Source organism: Paenibacillus sp. PK3_47, from assembly GCF_023520895.1.
Lineage (GTDB): Bacteria > Bacillota > Bacilli > Paenibacillales > Paenibacillaceae > Paenibacillus_AQ.
In genome coordinates, this window is record NZ_CP026029.1 from 1,320,467 (window position 1) to 1,337,344 (window position 16,878).

Annotated in this window: 14 protein-coding genes; all 14 read right to left on the reverse strand. The window is 51.7% G+C overall.

Going from position 1 to position 16,878, the window contains the following annotated elements; all coding sequences use genetic code 11:
• Positions 1 to 97: 97 nt before the first annotated feature.
• Positions 98 to 847 (reverse strand): tyrosine-protein phosphatase, encoded by a 750-nt coding sequence (locus C2I18_RS06010; protein ID WP_249900356.1) that lies wholly within the window; start codon positions 845 to 847, stop codon positions 98 to 100.
• A 137-nt stretch (positions 848 to 984) separates the two neighbouring features.
• Positions 985 to 1,644, reverse strand: coding sequence for a ribosome biogenesis GTP-binding protein YihA/YsxC (gene yihA / locus C2I18_RS06015; protein ID WP_249900357.1), 660 nt, complete (start codon positions 1,642 to 1,644; stop codon positions 985 to 987).
• Between the two features lie 140 nt (positions 1,645 to 1,784).
• Positions 1,785 to 4,163: an endopeptidase La gene (gene lon / locus C2I18_RS06020; RefSeq protein WP_249900358.1), complete on the reverse strand. Its 2,379-nt coding sequence runs from the start codon at positions 4,161 to 4,163 to the stop codon at positions 1,785 to 1,787.
• A gap of 181 nt (positions 4,164 to 4,344) precedes the next feature.
• Positions 4,345 to 4,746 (reverse strand): VanZ family protein, encoded by a 402-nt coding sequence (locus C2I18_RS06025; protein ID WP_249900359.1) that lies wholly within the window; start codon positions 4,744 to 4,746, stop codon positions 4,345 to 4,347.
• 397 nt (positions 4,747 to 5,143) lie between these two features.
• Positions 5,144 to 5,647: a DUF2798 domain-containing protein gene (locus tag C2I18_RS06030; RefSeq protein ID WP_249900360.1), complete on the reverse strand. Its 504-nt coding sequence runs from the start codon at positions 5,645 to 5,647 to the stop codon at positions 5,144 to 5,146.
• Positions 5,648 to 5,849: 202 nt separating this feature from the next.
• Positions 5,850 to 7,559, reverse strand: a complete 1,710-nt coding sequence (gene lonB / locus C2I18_RS06035) for an ATP-dependent protease LonB (protein WP_249900361.1) — start codon at positions 7,557 to 7,559, stop codon at positions 5,850 to 5,852.
• Between the two features lie 162 nt (positions 7,560 to 7,721).
• Positions 7,722 to 8,882 carry a LolA family protein gene (locus tag C2I18_RS06040; protein ID WP_249902326.1) on the reverse strand — a complete coding sequence of 387 codons (1,161 nt, stop codon included), beginning with the start codon at positions 8,880 to 8,882 and terminating at the stop codon, positions 7,722 to 7,724.
• Positions 8,845 to 10,308, reverse strand: a complete 1,464-nt coding sequence (locus tag C2I18_RS06045; protein ID WP_249900362.1) for a sensor histidine kinase — start codon at positions 10,306 to 10,308, stop codon at positions 8,845 to 8,847. The genes C2I18_RS06040 and C2I18_RS06045 overlap by 38 nt, the downstream gene beginning before the upstream one ends.
• Positions 10,305 to 11,015, reverse strand: coding sequence for a response regulator transcription factor (locus C2I18_RS06050; RefSeq protein ID WP_249900363.1), 711 nt, complete (start codon positions 11,013 to 11,015; stop codon positions 10,305 to 10,307). The genes C2I18_RS06045 and C2I18_RS06050 overlap by 4 nt, the downstream gene beginning before the upstream one ends.
• 178 nt (positions 11,016 to 11,193) lie before the next feature.
• Positions 11,194 to 12,333: a flavodoxin-dependent (E)-4-hydroxy-3-methylbut-2-enyl-diphosphate synthase gene (gene ispG, locus C2I18_RS06055; protein ID WP_249900364.1), complete on the reverse strand. Its 1,140-nt coding sequence runs from the start codon at positions 12,331 to 12,333 to the stop codon at positions 11,194 to 11,196.
• 120 nt (positions 12,334 to 12,453) lie between these two features.
• The gene (clpX, locus tag C2I18_RS06060) at positions 12,454 to 13,710 is read right to left on the reverse strand and encodes an ATP-dependent protease ATP-binding subunit ClpX (protein ID WP_249900365.1); all 1,257 of its coding nucleotides are present in this window, start codon (positions 13,708 to 13,710) and stop codon (positions 12,454 to 12,456) included.
• Between the two features lie 12 nt (positions 13,711 to 13,722).
• A complete protein-coding gene (clpP, locus tag C2I18_RS06065) occupies positions 13,723 to 14,313 on the reverse strand; it encodes an ATP-dependent Clp endopeptidase proteolytic subunit ClpP (RefSeq protein WP_249900366.1) in 591 nt (196 codons plus the stop codon).
• 286 nt (positions 14,314 to 14,599) lie between these two features.
• Positions 14,600 to 15,928 (reverse strand): trigger factor, encoded by a 1,329-nt coding sequence (tig, locus tag C2I18_RS06070; RefSeq protein WP_249900367.1) that lies wholly within the window; start codon positions 15,926 to 15,928, stop codon positions 14,600 to 14,602.
• Between the two features lie 95 nt (positions 15,929 to 16,023).
• Entirely contained in the window at positions 16,024 to 16,869 is an 846-nt protein-coding gene (locus C2I18_RS06075; RefSeq protein WP_249902022.1) for a hypothetical protein, read from the reverse strand.
• Positions 16,870 to 16,878: the final 9 nt, after the last annotated feature.

A 16,878-nucleotide genomic window follows, 5' to 3' on the forward strand; every position in this document is an offset into this window, starting at 1 on the left:
TTATAACAACTCTCTTTCCGCCCTACCTACGCCTGGTTTGGCAATAAGTAACTTTAAAACCAATAAAACTCATTCTACCACTATTAATTTGCTGCGTTCATGACTTACGCGAAAAAAATCCGAACATTCTATGAAGTTTCTTGTTGGTTTTGGTATAAATCACTCGGATTAGCTCCTCATTTGCGATAATGCTCTGCGAATTCTGGCGGAAGATTCCGCTTACCACAGTCCCCAGCTCTTCCTCCAGAACCTTGAAAGCTTCGCTTAGTCCGAAAGGACGGTGGCGGCTGTCATGCGCATCGGATGCGATCACATGGACAGCATTTCTGCGGCATAGTTCAAGGGACAGCTTCTGCAGCTTGCTTCCGAAGGTTCCGGCCAGACTCTGGGCGGTTACCTGTCCAACAGCACCCAGCTCGATTAATCGTTCTAATCTGGCAGGACTCGCGGCAACCTCAGCATTGCGTTCCGGGTGGGCGATGACCGGAACGAAGCCCTGGATTACCAGCTCGTGGCAGGTCTCCTCCATTGTGCGCGGCACGAGTGACGAAGGCATTTCCAGCAGGATATATCTCGAACCCGCAAGCGTCAGCAATTGACTCTGCTCCAAATCATCCAGCAGATCCCCGTACATGCGAATCTCCTGGCCGGGAAGCACAAGCAGCGGAATTCCTGACTCCTGAATTCTCTCATTCAGCAGCCGCACTGCTTCTCCTATATTTGGAGCGGGATTCATATATACTCCATTAGCATGATGTGGTGTGGCAACAACGGTGGAAATGCCATCTTGTACGGCATCCTGTGCCATGGTGAGGGCCGCTTCCCAGTCGGCAGCTCCATCATCCATAAAAGGCAAAATGTGGCTGTGAATATCTATCATATCCTTTATATCGGTCCTTTTCTATTAAAATTGAAGAGAATTCACAAAAAAAACAATCATTTCCCTTGGAAATGATTGCTAGCTCGATGAATTCCCGCTTGATTTTAGAGAGATTCATCACTCTGATGTTCTGGTTCATTTGTCTCATCCGGGCTATCCGGCACTGTCTCTTCTTCAGCATTCCAGCTGTAGCTCTCAATCAGCGCCCACAGCTCGTCCTTGCCAAGACCGATTTCCGAGGAGAAGGGTATGAAGTTATCACCCGGCAGCACACCGAGCTCCTGCTTCATAATCTTGATATGCTTCGGCCAGCGGGTCTTCGGAATTTTGTCCGCCTTGGTGGCAACCACACAAAGCGGCAGATCATAATGCTTCAGCCAGTCGAACATCATTTTGTCGTTGGCGGTTGGCGGATGCCGCAGATCCACGACGAGCAGAATCAGCTTCAGCGTGTCTCTTTCCTCCATGTATTTCTCAACCATTTTACCCCACGAAGCACGCTGGGTCTTGGATACCTTCGCATATCCGTAACCCGGAAAATCGACAAAATACATATCCTGATTCACACGGTAATAGTTCATATGCTGGGTCTTGCCGGGAGTAGAGCTGGTTCGGGCCAAATTCTTGCGGTTGATCATCCGGTTAATTAGAGATGACTTCCCCACATTGGAGCGCCCTGCCAGAGCGATCTCCGGCAAGGCATCCGTCGGGTATTGATCAGGGCCCACGGCACTGATAATAAATTCTGCATGATTAACTTTCATAAGACTTCCTTTCTAACCTGAAATAACGATGTCCCGACTGAGGACATTGTTATGGAAGCCTCGAATTCGGCAAAGCCGAATTGAGGGTCTTCTGCGAAATTGCATCATTTGAAATGCCGCTTCAAAAGCGGCATGAATGTCTAATGCACACTACTCTGCGCTTCATTGCTGCTGACTACTGATTCCGGTTCTGAACGGTGCTCCACCAGCGCATGCTGCAGCACCTGATCCATGTGGGATACCGGGACAAACTCGACATCATTACGCACACTCTCCGGAATATCCTTGAGGTCGCGTTCGTTATCCTTCGGCAGAAGGATTTTTTTGTATCCGGCACGGTGGGCAGCAAGGGATTTCTCCTTCAGTCCGCCTATCGGCAGAACGCGTCCGCGCAGCGTAATTTCGCCTGTCATCGCTACATCCTTGGAGACATAACGCTTGGTAAGAGCGGAGATCAGCGCCGTAGCAATCGTAATCCCAGCGGACGGGCCATCCTTCGGTATCGCACCTTCGGGAATATGAATGTGGATATCGTTCTTCTCATGAAAATCCGTTGCCAGGCCGAGCTCCACCGCTTTAGACCGGGTGTAACTGAAGGCGGCCTGCGCCGATTCCTTCATGACATCGCCCAATTGTCCGGTCAGCGTCAGCTTGCCTGTTCCTGGAACCACAGTTACTTCGATCAGCAGCGTATCGCCGCCGACTTCAGTCCAGGCAAGGCCTGTAACTGTACCGATCTGATCCTCAAGCTCTGCCATCCCATAGCGGAATTTGGCTGCACCCAGATAATCCTTGATCTCTTCCGGAAGAATGGTTACCTGTTCGCTGTCTCCGGAGACGATTTTTTTGGCAGCTTTGCGGCATAGCGCAGCAATCTGCTGCTCCAGATTCCGCACCCCGGATTCCCGGGTATATTCGCGGACAATCTTCAGCAGGCTGTCACCTCCGATCGTCAGCTGTCCGTCCTCCAGGCCATGATTCTTCCGCTGCTTCGGCAAAAGATAACGGCTGGCAATCTGCAGCTTCTCCAGCTCCGTATAACCGGGAATATAGAGCATTTCCATCCGGTCCAGCAGCGGACGCGGAATGTTGTGCACGGCATTGGCAGTGGTGACGAACATAACGTTCGATAAATCGAACGGCAGCTCTACATAGTGATCGCTGAACGTATTATTTTGTTCCGGATCCAGCACTTCAAGCAGCGCCGCTGATGGGTCGCCGCGGAAATCCGCCGCCATCTTGTCGATCTCATCCAGCAGGAACACCGGATTGAGGCTTCCCGACGTCTTCATCCCCTGAATAATCCGTCCCGGCATTGCCCCGACATACGTACGGCGGTGACCGCGGATCTCCGCTTCATCCCGCACGCCGCCAAGCGAAATACGGACGAATTTGCGGTTCAGGGAACGGGCGATCGAACGGGCAAGTGATGTTTTGCCGACACCCGGAGGACCTACCAGACACAGAATCGGGCCCTTCAATTGCTTCACAAGCTTCTGGACAGCCAGGTATTCAAGCACACGTTCCTTCGGCTTATCCAGACCGTAGTGGTCGGAATCGAGTATCTCTTCCGCCTTCTTGAGATCCAGATCATCCTCTGTAGACTCACTCCACGGCAAACCTAGCAGCCAGTCCACATAGTTGCGGATTACACCGCCTTCTGCCGAGCTTGCCGGCATTTTCTCGAGACGGTCAATTTCCTTCTCAATCTTCTCCTGCACGCGCTCCGGCAGATTCTTCTCCTGCATCTGGCTGCGCAGCTCATCGGCTTCGCCGGCCCGGCCTTCTTTCTCCCCGAGCTCCTTCTGAATGGCTTTCATCTGCTCACGCAGGTAATATTCCTTCTGGGTCTTCTCCATCTGCTTCTTGACCCGCTGGTTGATCTTGCGTTCCAGCTCCAGCACCTCACGCTCATTGTTGAGGATATCCAGCAGCTTCTCCAGACGTTTGCTGACATCGATGGTTTCGAGAATCTCCTGTTTGTCCTTGATCTTCAGCGACAAATGGCTTGTAATTACATCGGCCAGGCGGCCGGGTTCTTCAATATCGGAGACAGCGGCGAGTGTTTCGGGCGTCACTTTTTTGGACAAAGTGATATAGTGCTCGAATTGGCTCAGCACCGTACGCATCAGAGCGTCGCTCTCCTGATCGACATCCTCCTGCTCCGGCAGCTCGCGCGCCATGACTTCATAGTATTCCTCGTTATCCATATAATGAATAATCTCGGCCCGCTCCACGCCTTCCACCAGCACGCGGATGGTTCCGTTTGGCAGCTTCAGCATTTGCCGCACGTTAGCAACGGTCCCGACCCGAAAAATATCCTCTTGTCCCGGCTCCTCAATATTCACTTCCGACTGGGAGCAGAGGAGAATCAGGTTATCTTCAACCATAGCTTTTTCCAGCGCCCGAACAGACTTCTCACGCCCTACATCCAGATGAAGAACCATGCTAGGGTATACAAGAAGACCTCTAAGCGGCAATAAAGGAAAACGACGACCTTTGGCTTTGCTTTGTATCATCGCTTTCGCACCTCCCATGGCTCTCAAGTTATGTCATATGCATCCATTCTAACAAAAGCGGCATCAAAACACCAACAGGGCAGCACTTAATCATAACAAACCGGACCGGTTCTGTAACAGCAAATTCTGTGCAGTTTGTAGTATTTGCTTGTTGCGGGGGGAGTATGCTTGACTACATGGATCAGGCAGAACCGATCTTTCTAATACCGATTGCCAAAAGTAAACCAAACAACACTCCGGCACTGTCGATTCCTACGTCATACAGTCTTCCGTCGCGTCCGAAATACAACTGCAATACCTCCGTAAAAATAGCATATCCCACAGATAGAACCAAACTCACGCTCACTTTCTTACTCATATGCAGAATCAACCCTGCAAGTATTGCAAAACCGGAAAAATGGCCAATTTTCCGGATGATATAACCTGGTGTTAATTTTAGATCCGTTAACAGCATTTTGTGAAAGTCTGGCGTCCCCTTCCAATGAAAGTAAGGAAGATCTCCTGCTGACCAAAAGCCAGAGTCACCAGCACAAGTAAATACAAACAAGATAAATCCCCATATCAATACCAAGACAACTTTCATTTAAATCCCGCTTTCTATCCGTGTTCATTTATACATTACAGTATGATATGACATTATAGCATTTTAATTAATCACGGTAATCCATCCGATTTTGAAAACAAAAAAGACGCCTCACGGCGTCCGGCTTAATCTATACGATCTATATGAATACTCGCGGGCTTTCAATTGGAGCTCCATCCGTTTCTCAGGAATGAGGCAGTCTGCATGAAGGGTTTCGTAATACCCGGCAAGAAAGTCGTTCCACTTCCGTCTAAGTTCCCGTAACATGAAAAATCCTCCTTTACCCTTAGCTATTCAGTATTAGTAATTAACCATAAGTTCCGGGTATTAAGCAGATAAATACTGGTCCCGCTGCAATAAAAAAGAACGCCCTGAAAGGACGTTCTCTGCGGCGTGCTTATGCACTTATATTGTCCGTTGCACGGGCCTGCCTTGCATGTAATGTTCTCATTACGAATCTCGCAACCGGCTGCGCAACCAAAAGTTCAATCCAAAAGGCTATACCAAAGTTTCTTGGCCAGATGTGAAGATAGTTCCTGAGAGGCGCGAGGCTTACTTCCCGGGTCCCCACCCAAGTGCCGATAATGGACATTAACATAGATATCACTGTAACATTCAGCAGGGTATTTAATAAAATTCGGGCATTAAATCCGTCGGTCTGTCCCGCGAATTTCGGCATTAACATTCCTGCAAGCGGACCTGCCACTAACTTCACCAGCAAAACAACGATTACCCACATGACCGGAATAATCTTCAGTGTATCCAAGTACACTTCCTTGCTGAAGCCGCGCTCCAACCCTACAATAACAGGGGCAATGGTGTTTGCTGAGATCATCGAAATGATCAGTAAAAATAAAAGTCCTTCCTTGGCGTTTCTGGGCAATCTTGCGTCTCCATGCATAGCTGTCATCTCCAAAAATTAGATTTCAGATGGCAGACGTATCATTGAGACATATATTTTCGGCCGGTAACCCTGACCGATATCTCTACACACTGATTTCATTATTATATCATTTTATTAAAAAACGGTCTAAGTAAAAAAAGATGACCACCCGCCGATTGCTGCCGGATGACCATCTTAACATGAACCCAACGTTTGCGTACTAACCCTGCGCACTCTCGCCCGAAGCATCCGCTTTGAACAGCGAAGGCCCTGCGGAGAACGTCTCGCCGGATACGGCCGGCAGCCTTACATCGGCCGTGTCCGAACCGAACAGGTGGCGGAACACTTCCTCTACGGACTCCACGGGAATGACTCTCAGCTCGCCCAGATCTGCAAATAACGACTGCCAGTTTTCCTTTGGAATCAGCACCGTGGTTGCCCCCGCCTGAAAAGCTGCTTCCACCTTGGCAATGACGCCGCCGACCGGTTTGACCCGGCCATGGATGCCGATCTCCCCGGTAATTGCTACGGTGTTATCCACCGGCAGCCGGCGGATCGCGGAGACAATGGCTACAGCCATTGCGACTCCTGCAGAAGGCCCGTCAATCGGCGTTCCGCCGGGGAAGTTCACATGCAGGTCATAGCGGTCAGGCTCAAGGTTCATCATGCGCAGAACGGTCAATACATTCTCCACCGACCCCTTGGCCATACTCTTGCGGCGGATCGTCCGCGAGCCCCCGCCGATCTCTTCCTCATCAACTACACCGGTGATGTTGAGTCGTCCCTGCCCGCTCAGTGCAGGTGCAGCGGAGACCTCAATCTCAAGCAGGGTGCCCATTCCCGGACCATAGACGGCGAGGCCGTTGACGAGTCCGATCTGCGGCGCTGTCGGAACTTTGCGTTCTGTACGCAGCGGCAGCTGGCTGCTGCCCGCTACCCATTCCACATCTGCGGCGTTTAAGGTATCACGCTGTTCCGTTAGTGCAAGCCCCGCCGCCAGCTGGATCATGTTCACCGCTTCCCGGCCGTTGGTGGCATACTGCTGCACTACAGCTACTGCGTCCGGGCTAGGCCTTAGGCCAATCTTCTGGACCGCATCACGCGCGATCACGGCCACCTCATCCGGCAGCAGCGGACGGAAATAAATCTCCATGCATCGCGAACGCAGCGCAGGCGAAATTTCATCCGGCGACCGGGTGGTCGCTCCGACCAGCCGGAAATCGGCCGGCAGGCCGTTTTGAAAAATATCATGAATATACGCAGGCGTATTGCTGTCCTCGGAGTTGTAATAGGCGCTCTCCAACAGCACTTTGCGGTCCTCCAGCACCTTGAGCAGCTTGTTCATCTGAATCGGATGCAGCTCCCCGATCTCATCCAGAAACAGAATGCCCCCATGCGCCTTGGTCACCGCACCCGGCTTCGGCTGCGGCACGCCGGCAATGCCCATAGCACCTGCGCCCTGATAGATCGGGTCATGTACGGAGCCGATCAGCGGATCGGCAATGCCCCGTTCGTCAAAACGTGCCGTAGTCGCATCAATCTCCGTAAATTTGGAGTCATTTTTAAAAGGGGACAGCGGGTTCCGCTTCGCTTCCTCCATGACGACGCGCGCTGCTGCAGTCTTGCCGACGCCCGGCGGCCCGTAAATGATCACATGCTGAGGATTGGCGCTGCACAGCGCCGCCTTGAGAGCGCGCAGCCCGTCTTTTTGCCCGACAATGTCTCCGATCGATGCAGGACGTGTCTTTTCCGAGAGCGGCTTGGTGAGGGAGATCATTCGCATTTTGCGCAGCTTGTCCAGCTCCTTGCGTGATTCCCGGTCTACCGCCGTCTTATTGGTCTTCTGTCCCCGCAGCAGATTCCAAAAATAAACGCCGATAACCAGCGCGAAAAAGAGCTGCACGATCATCAGCAATATACTTAATTCCATAGGTCATCCTCCCGTTTCATTCAGTCTACCTGTCCTTCGCTCTTGGCTGCTACTAGGTAGTATAGCCTTTTCAAACATTCATAAACGCTGTTTCGCCTGTAATTATGAAAGTTTAGCAGGACAGGGGAGTGAAACGGGACTACAGGATGCCTGACAACCGGTTTATTTATTGGATAACTTCAGTTCCTCCGCCCATGCCTGGAGCTTTTCCTGAGTCCAAGCCTCATTCCCCCCCATAGCAGAATAGCGCAAGCCTTCCTCATCCCAGGAAAGGTTCCGGATGCTTTTCATAAAAGAAGCTTTAGCACCGCGAACCTGGGTGGCCGACTCATCCGGCAGCAGCATATCATCTATGTTCCCCTCGGGCTTTTGGAAGATGGACAGGCTGACCTCAACCTTATCGCCCTGCACATAATACAAGGTCACTTCATTTCTGCCGAGTTCTCCCTGCGAGGTATACAGCTCAATCCGCGACAGCTTAAGCTCTCCGCCCGCATCCTGCAAAAAAGGCTGCCCCAGCGCGTCTTCCGCCTCCTCCAAAGTCACTTCCGAGGTCTGCGTAAGTTCACTCATGTCCTGCACCTCCACGCCCTCGGGAATATCAAGTGTGAACGTATCTGCCGCAAATTCAGGATTATACTGTACCGGATCATAGATAAGCTCTGATTTTCCGTCCCCATAGGAGCTGATCACCTTGACTACCATCCAGGTTGCGGGATCTACCCAGTACTCGGATGAGAGGGATAATGTGCCGTCTTCCTTGGGTGTAAGTTTAATGTGAAAAGTATCCTGGCCGTTCAGCTCCGCTTCCCCAACCATCTCTACATCATGTGAGTCCCGCAGCTGTTCCAGCTGATCGACCAGCGCCTGCTTCTGGGTCTGCCCCGCCTGTTCACCCAATGCAGTTACATCCATCGAATACGCGGTTTCCGTCGCTTGCTCATAGACCAGGATCTGTGTCCCGTCATTAAGCGCATAGCTTACATTTCCGTTCTCCGCTGTTTCAGTACGTTTCCGCCCGGTTGAGCCGTCCACCCATTCTTTTATAGTCAGCGTGTTCGTCAGCTTCTCATCAGTCCATATCTTCATCTCACCTTCAGCAAAATAGGACACGGGCTCCGCCTCGGCCGCAACCACCTTATCGATCATCTCGTCACCGGACAAGCCCAGCACCTCACCGTTCGCACAACCTCCAAGCAGCGATCCGGCAAGCACCAACGTACCGAGTGTCATCCCTATATTTTTCATCGTTACTCTCATCCTCTCCTGATTCATGTCCGTCTCTTTAAGTCTCCGGCAACCGGCAGGCTGCCAATGTTCCATATCCCTCTAAAGACCACATCCGGAGGTCCCCTCCGTGCCTGACAGCAATCCGTTTTGCAATGCTCAGTCCCAGCCCGTAGCTGCCGGCATAACTTTGATCTCCGTGATTCTGCAGCTGGACATACGGCTCAAAAATGCGCTCAAGCTGCCCCGCAGGGATCGCCGGCCCTTCGTTCTGCACCAGGATCAACGTTCCCCCGGCCCGGTAATCGTTCAGCTCCGGCCCCCATAATAGATGAATCCACTCCGGCAATTCCTGATCTGAAGCGATCACCGCAAGCCCCATCACACCACCAGCCCGGGTATAGCGGACGGCATTGCCGATCAGGTTGTCGGTCAGGCGCGTCAGCTGCTCGGGATGAACCTTGTACATATGATCCGTACGGACCACTGACTTGACTGCAATCTGCTTCTGCTCTGGAAGTCCCACATAGCTCCCGAGCAGCATATCGAAGAATTCTTCCCCTTCCACCTCAAGCAGTTCCAGCTCCAGGCCACCGGAACCCAGCGCCGTATACATCTCCAGCTCACCGATCATCTGCTTCATCTGCTCTACTTTTCCGGACAGCACCTTCCGGTATTCCTCCCTCTCCGCGGCATCCAGCCGGGAGTCACTGCTGAGAGCCTCGGCATAGGCGCTGATCGACATTAACGGTGTTTTCAGATCATGGGATAGCGAAACAACCATAAGCTCTTTTTCCTGCTGCTCCCGTTCTACCTGAACTTGAGTCCGGGTAATTTTTTTCTGCATATTGTCAAACTGCCCAATCAGCCTGCCCATTTCGTCATGACGGACCGGTACCTCCACCTCGGCCGGTTTGCCCTTCGCAAAGTCATCCATCCGCTGCATCAGCTGCTTCATCGGCCGGAAAAGCTTTCTGGACAGCAGCGAGATCACCGTACCGTACAGCAGGATGAAAAAAGCGGCAGCACTGCCGATGACCCAGGATGTCCGCAAGGAGATGCCTTCCAGCCACTCCCCGCGCAGCATAACGATTTCGTAAATGCCGATCAGCTCACCCTTTTGCCAGACAGGTTTTTTGAGCGAGAAGGTGCGGTGGCGGATCTGCAAATCATAGAGGTCACGGTATAATTCCGGCCCGCTAACGGTGTACAGCCCTGCAGACCATGCCCCTCCGCCGGATGAATACACTTTGATGCCTGTGGGCAAATACAGCTCGAAGCTGACCTGATCGCCCGCAAGCGCAGAGAGTTCCGTATAGGCATCTGACGGCTGCAGGCGGTACAGATCCGGATCGGATAAAGCCTGCTCAATGGGTGCCATCTCTCCGGATAGCTTCACATACTCGGTTAAGCTGCGCTGGTCGTTATAATAGCTATACAGGGAGAAGAGTGAGAGACCCGCCACGACCGGCAGCAGCATGACAATGAGAAAAGCGAGCATTAACCAGTACTTCAGCTTCATGGTCTCCGCTCTCCCGTGAACCGGTAGCCGCTGCCCCATACCGTCTGAATCCAGCGCGGAGCATGCGGCTCGTCCCCGAGCTTGGCGCGCAGGCTTTTGACATGTACGGTCACTGTCCCCATGCTTCCGCCTGCCGGCTGGTTCCATACATGCTCATACAGCTCCGCCTTGGTAAAGGCCCGGCCGGGATGAGCGGCCAGCAGTGTCAGCAGTGCCCATTCCTTCGCGGTTAAATCAAGCGCTTCACCCTGAAGCTGCGCCTGCTGGTTCATGTGATCAATTGATAGTCCATCGTTATACCGCTCTGTTGAGGCTTCCGGCTGAATGCCCTGGTATCTGCGGTACCGGTTCAGATGGGATTCGATACGGGCTGTGAGCTCAGCCAGGCTGAAGGGTTTGGTGATATAATCGTCCGCCCCCAGGCCCAGGCCTCTAACCTTGCTCTCCTCTTCGATCCGCGCACTCATCATTAGCAGCGGAACGTCGCTGACCAGCCTGATATTCCTGCAGACCGTAAAGCCATCCATCTCCGGCAGCATGAGATCCAGCAGAACCATCTGATAGCTCCCCTGCTTGAAATCTTCCCAGCTCTCCAGGCCACTTGAAGCCCAGGTGACCCCGTAACCCTCACGCCGTAAATGGTCTCTTAGAATACGGGCAATCTCCGGGTCATCCTCCACCAGCAATATGTTTACACTCTCCTTCATCGCTGTCTCATCCTCCCATGATTGTATTGTAGCGGGGAAGCTCCGCTTCTTCGCAAAGTTCATACTTTCTTTATAAATTCCTGCAGTCTGTATAAAAGAAAAACGCCCCGTTTCACCACCGGACCACCGGGGCAAAAGGGACGTTCTCCGTCACTTCGTTAACATACAATAAGTTCGGTTAAGCTTCCGTGCTTCCCACCTGCACGGCAGGAGCAAGATTCGCATGTTTGCGGCCGGGGATTTCACCTGTAGCCTCATAGGCGACCACAATGGCGTCAATCTCCTTCTTCAGCTCAGACACAAGCTCGGCCTCAGGTACTTTGCGGATCATCTGGCCGTAGCGGAACAGCAGGCCTTCTCCGCGGGCACCGGCGATGCCGATATCCGCTTCGCGGGCTTCTCCGGGACCGTTGACGGCACAGCCAAGCACAGATACCTTAATAGGCACCTTAAGCTTGGAAATGTACTCTTCCACTTCGTTAGCGATCGAGAAGAGGTCAATGTCCAGACGTCCGCAGGTCGGGCAGGAAATCAGTGTGGCTGCATTCGAAATCAGACCGAAGGTTTTCAGCAGCTCACGGGCTACCTTTACTTCTTCTACAGGATCAGCGCTCAGCGAGATCCGCACAGTGCTGCCAATGCCCATGGAGAGCAGCGCACCGATACCGGCGGAGCTCTTCACCGTACCGGCGAACAGCGTACCGGATTCTGTAATGCCAAGATGCAGCGGATAAGGAATGACCTCTGCAGCTTTGCGGTAAGCTTCGATCGCCATCGGCACATCGGAAGCTTTCAGGGATACGATAATATCGTGGAAATCCAGCTCCTCGAGAATCCCGATATGGTACAGGGCACTCTCAACCATAGCTTCAGCAGTAGGGTAGCCATATTTCTCCAGGAGATGGTTCTCCAACGAACCGGCGTTCACGCCGATACGGATGGGAATCCCTTTCTCCTTACAGGCCTTAACCACGGCTTCTACCTTATCACGGCGGCCGATATTACCTGGATTGATCCGCACCTTGTCGATGCCGTTCTCAATCGCCATCAGCGCCAGTTTGTAGTTAAAATGAATATCCGCTACAAGCGGGATATGAATCCGTTTCTTGATCTCCTTGATCGCCGCAGCGGCTTCTTCATTGTTGACCGTAACACGGACGATCTGGCAGCCCGCTTCCTCCAGCCGCAGAATTTCCGCAACTGTTGCTTCCACGTCAGCTGTTTTGGTCGTACACATGCTTTGAATAGCGACCTCGTTGTTTCCCCCGATAATGACCCCGCCGACGTTAACGGGACGGGTCTGGTGTCTCAAGAACATGGTTTTCTCCCCCATAACGATCAAAGCTCCACCTCTTTCTCCCGCTTCCGCCAGCAGTAGACGGATGAGCGGGAGAGCGGTGGAGACTGTGACTTGTATTGTTAAGGAAAGCAGCCTGTATTAGGCGCTCTCCTCTTTTTTCTTGTCTTTCTTAATGCCCAGCTCAGGCAGTGCCTTCTCCTGGACAACCTGCTCCGTAATGACACAATCCTTAATGTCATCGCGGGACGGCACTTCGTACATTACGTCGAGCATGATGCTCTCAATAATCGCACGCAGGCCACGGGCACCCGTGTTGCGCTTGATGGCTTCCTTGGCAATTGCCTCGAGAGCCTGCGGCTCGAACTTCAGCGCTACATTGTCCATTTCCAGCAGCTTGATATACTGCTTGGTCAATGCATTCTTCGGCTCGGACAGAATCCGCACGAGTGTAGTCTCGTCAAGCGGCTCCAAAGTGGAGATGACCGGCAGACGGCCGACGAACTCTGGAATCAGACCGAACTTCAGCAGATCCTCAGGCAGTACCATGGAGAGGTATTCGCCCGGTTTCAGATCCTTTTGCCCTTCAACAGCTGCGTTGAAGCCGATCACCTTTTTGCCGATACGGCGTTTGATCATTTGCTCCAGGCCGTCAAAGGCACCGCCCACGATGAACAGAATATTCGTCGTGTCGATTTGGATGAACTCCTGATGAGGATGCTTGCGTCCGCCTTGCGGAGGTACGGAAGCTACAGTTCCCTCGAGGATCTTCAGCAGTGCCTGCTGCACACCTTCACCGGAAACGTCGCGTGTAATGGACGGATTCTCGGATTTACGTGCCACTTTATCAATCTCATCAATATAGATAATGCCGCGTTCGGCCTTTTCAACATCATAATCTGCAGCCTGAATCAGCTTCAGCAGAATGTTCTCCACATCTTCACCGACATAGCCGGCTTCTGTAAGGGAAGTTGCATCTGCAATGGCAAAAGGAACGTTAATGATCTTCGCCATAGTCTGCGCCAGCAGCGTCTTACCGGAACCTGTCGGTCCAAGCAGGAGGATATTACTCTTCGTCAGCTCAACATCCTCGATCTTGCTCTGGCTGTTCACACGCTTGTAGTGATTGTATACGGCAACGGAGAGCGATTTCTTCGCCTGCTCCTGGCCGATTACGTACTGGTCAAGAATGTCGCGGATTTCCTTCGGTTTCGGAATATCCTTCAGATCCAGCTCTTCCTCATGGCCGAGCTCTTCCTCCACGATCTCCGTGCACAGCTCGATGCACTCGTCGCATATATAAACACCAGGTCCTGCTACAAGCTTACGGACCTGTTCCTGAGATTTACCGCAAAAGGAACATTTCAGCTGTCCTTTTTCATCGTTAAATTTAAACATCTTACCACCCCTTTAAGATATGATCGGTGAAGAGAGTACCTGGTCAATAAGCCCGTATTCCTTCGCTTCTTCCGCGCTCATGAAATTATCGCGGTCTGTATCCCGTTCGATTTTTTCAAGGGGCTGACCCGTGCGATCCACATATATTTGATTCAATTTTTCTCTAGTTTTGAGAATCCAGTCGGTATGAATCCAGATATCGGATGCCTGCCCCTGAACGCCGCCAAGCGGTTGGTGAATCATAACTTCACTGTTCGTCAGCGCGTATCTTTTGCCGGGAGCCCCAGCTGTAAGCAACAGCGATCCCATACTGGCCGCCATCCCTACACAAATCGTTGACACATCGGGTTTGATGTATTGCATCGTATCATATATACCCATGCCGGCTGTAACAGAACCACCAGGCGAGTTAATGTATAGGTGAATATCCTTCTCCGGGTCGTCAGCTGCCAGAAACAGTAACTGGGCAATAATCAGATTGGCGACATCATCGTCAATCGCATTGCTCAGGAAAATGATACGGTCCTTGAGCAATCTGGAATAGATATCGTATGAGCGTTCTCCCCGGTTCGTTGATTCAACAACCATTGGTACCAGACTCATGCCACCAACCTCTTTTCTCTATACAGATTAGTTTTGCCGTTTCAGAAATATTTTAACACGTTCATGGCGGGATGTCATTTTTCACAGCTTCATAAAAAACGCATTGCTCATGTGCCTGCCATTATAGCGCAAATCGGAGCACAATGCCAACTTCTCACCGGTTATGTACCTTTATATATGCGCCGCCGATAAAAATAAGGCACGTAACTTAAATTACGTGCCTTATCTGCTCTGTATGGAGGCCGTACTGCTTGGCCGTTCTAGGTTAAATTAATTCGAACGAATATTACTCAGCGCTTGCTTCTTCAGCAGGTGCTTCAGCTGCTTCAACTTCGACGCTGTTAGATACCAGCAGGTCGATCGTCTTACGCAGGGAGATTTCTTCGTTCAGGCTGCTCAGGGAACCGTTAGCTGCCAGGATGCTGCGGATTTCTTCAGGGGAACGTTTGAAGGATTCAGCCATGGAAGCCAGCTCTTGGTTAACTTCCTCTTCGGATACTTCAATGTTCTCTTCCTTAGCAATCACTTCAAGCACCAGGTTGTTGCGGACGCGCTTCTCAGCATCGCCCTTCATTTGGCCCTCAAGATCTTCACGGGTTTGGCCGGAGAAGCTGAGGAACATGTCCATGTTCATGCCTTGTTGACGAAGACGGTTGTCGAAATCACGAACCATGTTAGCCACTTCGCTGTTGATCATTGCTTCAGGGATTTCAACTTCAGCATTAGCTGCTGCTGCATCAACTACAGCATTTTCGCGAACGCCTTTCAGTTCATCCTGCTTGCGGGACTCCAGCTGTGCCTTCAGGTCTGCTTTGTATTCTTCCAGAGTGTCGAATTCACTAACATCCTTAGCGAACTCATCATCCAGCTCAGGAAGCTGTTTGCGTTTGATTTCGTGCAGCTTCACTTTGAATACTGCAGCTTTGCCGGCAAGGTTCTCTGCATGGTAAGTCTCAGGGAATGTCACTTCAACATCCTTGAAATCGCCAGTAGCCATACCTACAACCTGCTCTTCAAAGCCAGGGATGAAGGAGTTGCTGCCCAGCTCCAGGGAGTGACGCTCAGCGGAACCGCCTTCGAACAGTTCACCGTCAACGGAACCTTCGAAGTCGATTACAGCGATATCGCCGTTAGCTGCTGCATCTTCTTCAACGACAACAAGCTCAGCGTGACGCTCTTGCAGGCGTTTCAGTTCAGCGTTCAGCTCGTCTTCAGTAACTTCGGACTTTTGAGCCGGAACTTCCAGACCTTTGTACTGGCCCAGTTTCACTTCAGGCTTCACTGTGATCTTCGCTTTGAAAATGAAGGATTGGCCTTTGCCGAATTGCTCGATGTCTACTTCAGGACGGTCAACAGGGAAGATGTCAGTTTGTTCAACGGCTTCGCTGTATACTTCAGGAAGAAGAATGTCGATTGCATCCTGGTACAGGCTTTCTACACCAAAGCGGGATTCAAAAATCGGCCGTGGCACTTTACCTTTACGGAATCCAGGTACAGTTGCTTTCTTAACTACTTTATTAAAAGCTTTGTCGAGTGCTGCAGCTACGCGTTCTGCTTCTACTTCGACTTCAAGAACTCCAAGGTTCTTCTCTATTTTTTCCCAGGTTGCTTTCATAATATACTTTTCCCTCCAAAAATAGGTTGCATATTTACTTGAAAAAACATGATATTCACGCACAGAATAACCATTATATTATATACAACATTACTCTAATTATCAAGTATGGAAGTCTTCACAAATCCCTTCAGAGACCGGTAGGCTCCTTCAAATTGAAAGCGCATGCCGTCTGTGATTCCATACATCGCCCGTGTTTCCTCTTCCTGACGGCTTCCGTTCAGGCTTTCCGACACCATCTGATGCAGCGCTCCCGCCCAAATGTCGAGAATGTCGTCGTCACCATCCAGCAACTTGCGGTACTCTGCCGAGCCATAAATCGACATCATAAACTGTCCCCACAGCTCCTGGGCAAAATAATACAAAGTCGGCTCATGCACCTCCGCCTGCTCGGCTACCCGCTCCATCACCTGGCTCACCTGCGGCGGGAAGTCTTCATTCTGCAGCGGCACGGATTCAATCTCGACGAGGGAGGTTTCGTGTCCGCGCTTCAGCCGGATCGTCCCCTGGGCTCCGCGCCGGCGGAGTGTCTGGAGTGCACGGAATTGCAGCAGCGGATGAACCGCGGAATTTTGCAGCCATTCTGTCAGCTTCTCATCGATATCGCCGCCTTCCAGGTAGGACAGCTGCTCCAGCGCCAGGATCGTGTTCTCGGACAGCGGTTCATTCATGATCCGCCCCAGCAGCTTGGAAGGATATTCAGCATCCTCTTCCAGCTTCGAATTCGCCAGAATCCGGGCCATATCTTCTTCTCTGAGATCCTGGTCGGATTCTTCCGCTGCTCCTTGATGCTCACTATTCTGCGCCGCATAGGGAAAAGCCGCCTCCAGCCAACTAAGGAGCGACTGCCACTCTTCGTAGTGCCGCTCTTCCTGACCTTGGCATTGCAGCAAAAAACGCAGCAGCTCCATCGCTTCCCCGTAACGTTCACTCTCCAGCATTACCGTAAG

Bases quoted from the DNA above. Each gene is read 5' to 3' on its own strand.
- C2I18_RS06010 (WP_249900356.1), bottom strand. From the start codon at position 847: ATGGATGATGGAGCTGCCGACTGGGAAGCGGCCCTCACCATGGCACAG.
- lon (WP_249900358.1), bottom strand. From the start codon at position 4,163: ATGATACAAAGCAAAGCCAAAGGTCGTCGTTTTCCTTTATTGCCGCTT.
- C2I18_RS06040 (WP_249902326.1), bottom strand. From the start codon at position 8,882: ATGGAACATTGGCAGCCTGCCGGTTGCCGGAGACTTAAAGAGACGGAC.
- C2I18_RS06025 (WP_249900359.1), bottom strand. From the start codon at position 4,746: ATGAAAGTTGTCTTGGTATTGATATGGGGATTTATCTTGTTTGTATTT.
- clpX (WP_249900365.1), bottom strand. From the start codon at position 13,710: ATGTTTAAATTTAACGATGAAAAAGGACAGCTGAAATGTTCCTTTTGC.
- C2I18_RS06030 (WP_249900360.1), bottom strand. From the start codon at position 5,647: ATGCATGGAGACGCAAGATTGCCCAGAAACGCCAAGGAAGGACTTTTA.
- C2I18_RS06075 (WP_249902022.1), bottom strand. From the start codon at position 16,869: ATGCTGGAGAGTGAACGTTACGGGGAAGCGATGGAGCTGCTGCGTTTT.
- C2I18_RS06050 (WP_249900363.1), bottom strand. From the start codon at position 11,015: ATGAAGGAGAGTGTAAACATATTGCTGGTGGAGGATGACCCGGAGATT.
- yihA (WP_249900357.1), bottom strand. From the start codon at position 1,644: ATGAAAGTTAATCATGCAGAATTTATTATCAGTGCCGTGGGCCCTGAT.
- C2I18_RS06045 (WP_249900362.1), bottom strand. From the start codon at position 10,308: ATGAAGCTGAAGTACTGGTTAATGCTCGCTTTTCTCATTGTCATGCTG.
- lonB (WP_249900361.1), bottom strand. From the start codon at position 7,559: ATGGAATTAAGTATATTGCTGATGATCGTGCAGCTCTTTTTCGCGCTG.
- ispG (WP_249900364.1), bottom strand. From the start codon at position 12,333: ATGTTCTTGAGACACCAGACCCGTCCCGTTAACGTCGGCGGGGTCATT.
- tig (WP_249900367.1), bottom strand. From the start codon at position 15,928: ATGAAAGCAACCTGGGAAAAAATAGAGAAGAACCTTGGAGTTCTTGAA.
- clpP (WP_249900366.1), bottom strand. From the start codon at position 14,313: ATGAGTCTGGTACCAATGGTTGTTGAATCAACGAACCGGGGAGAACGC.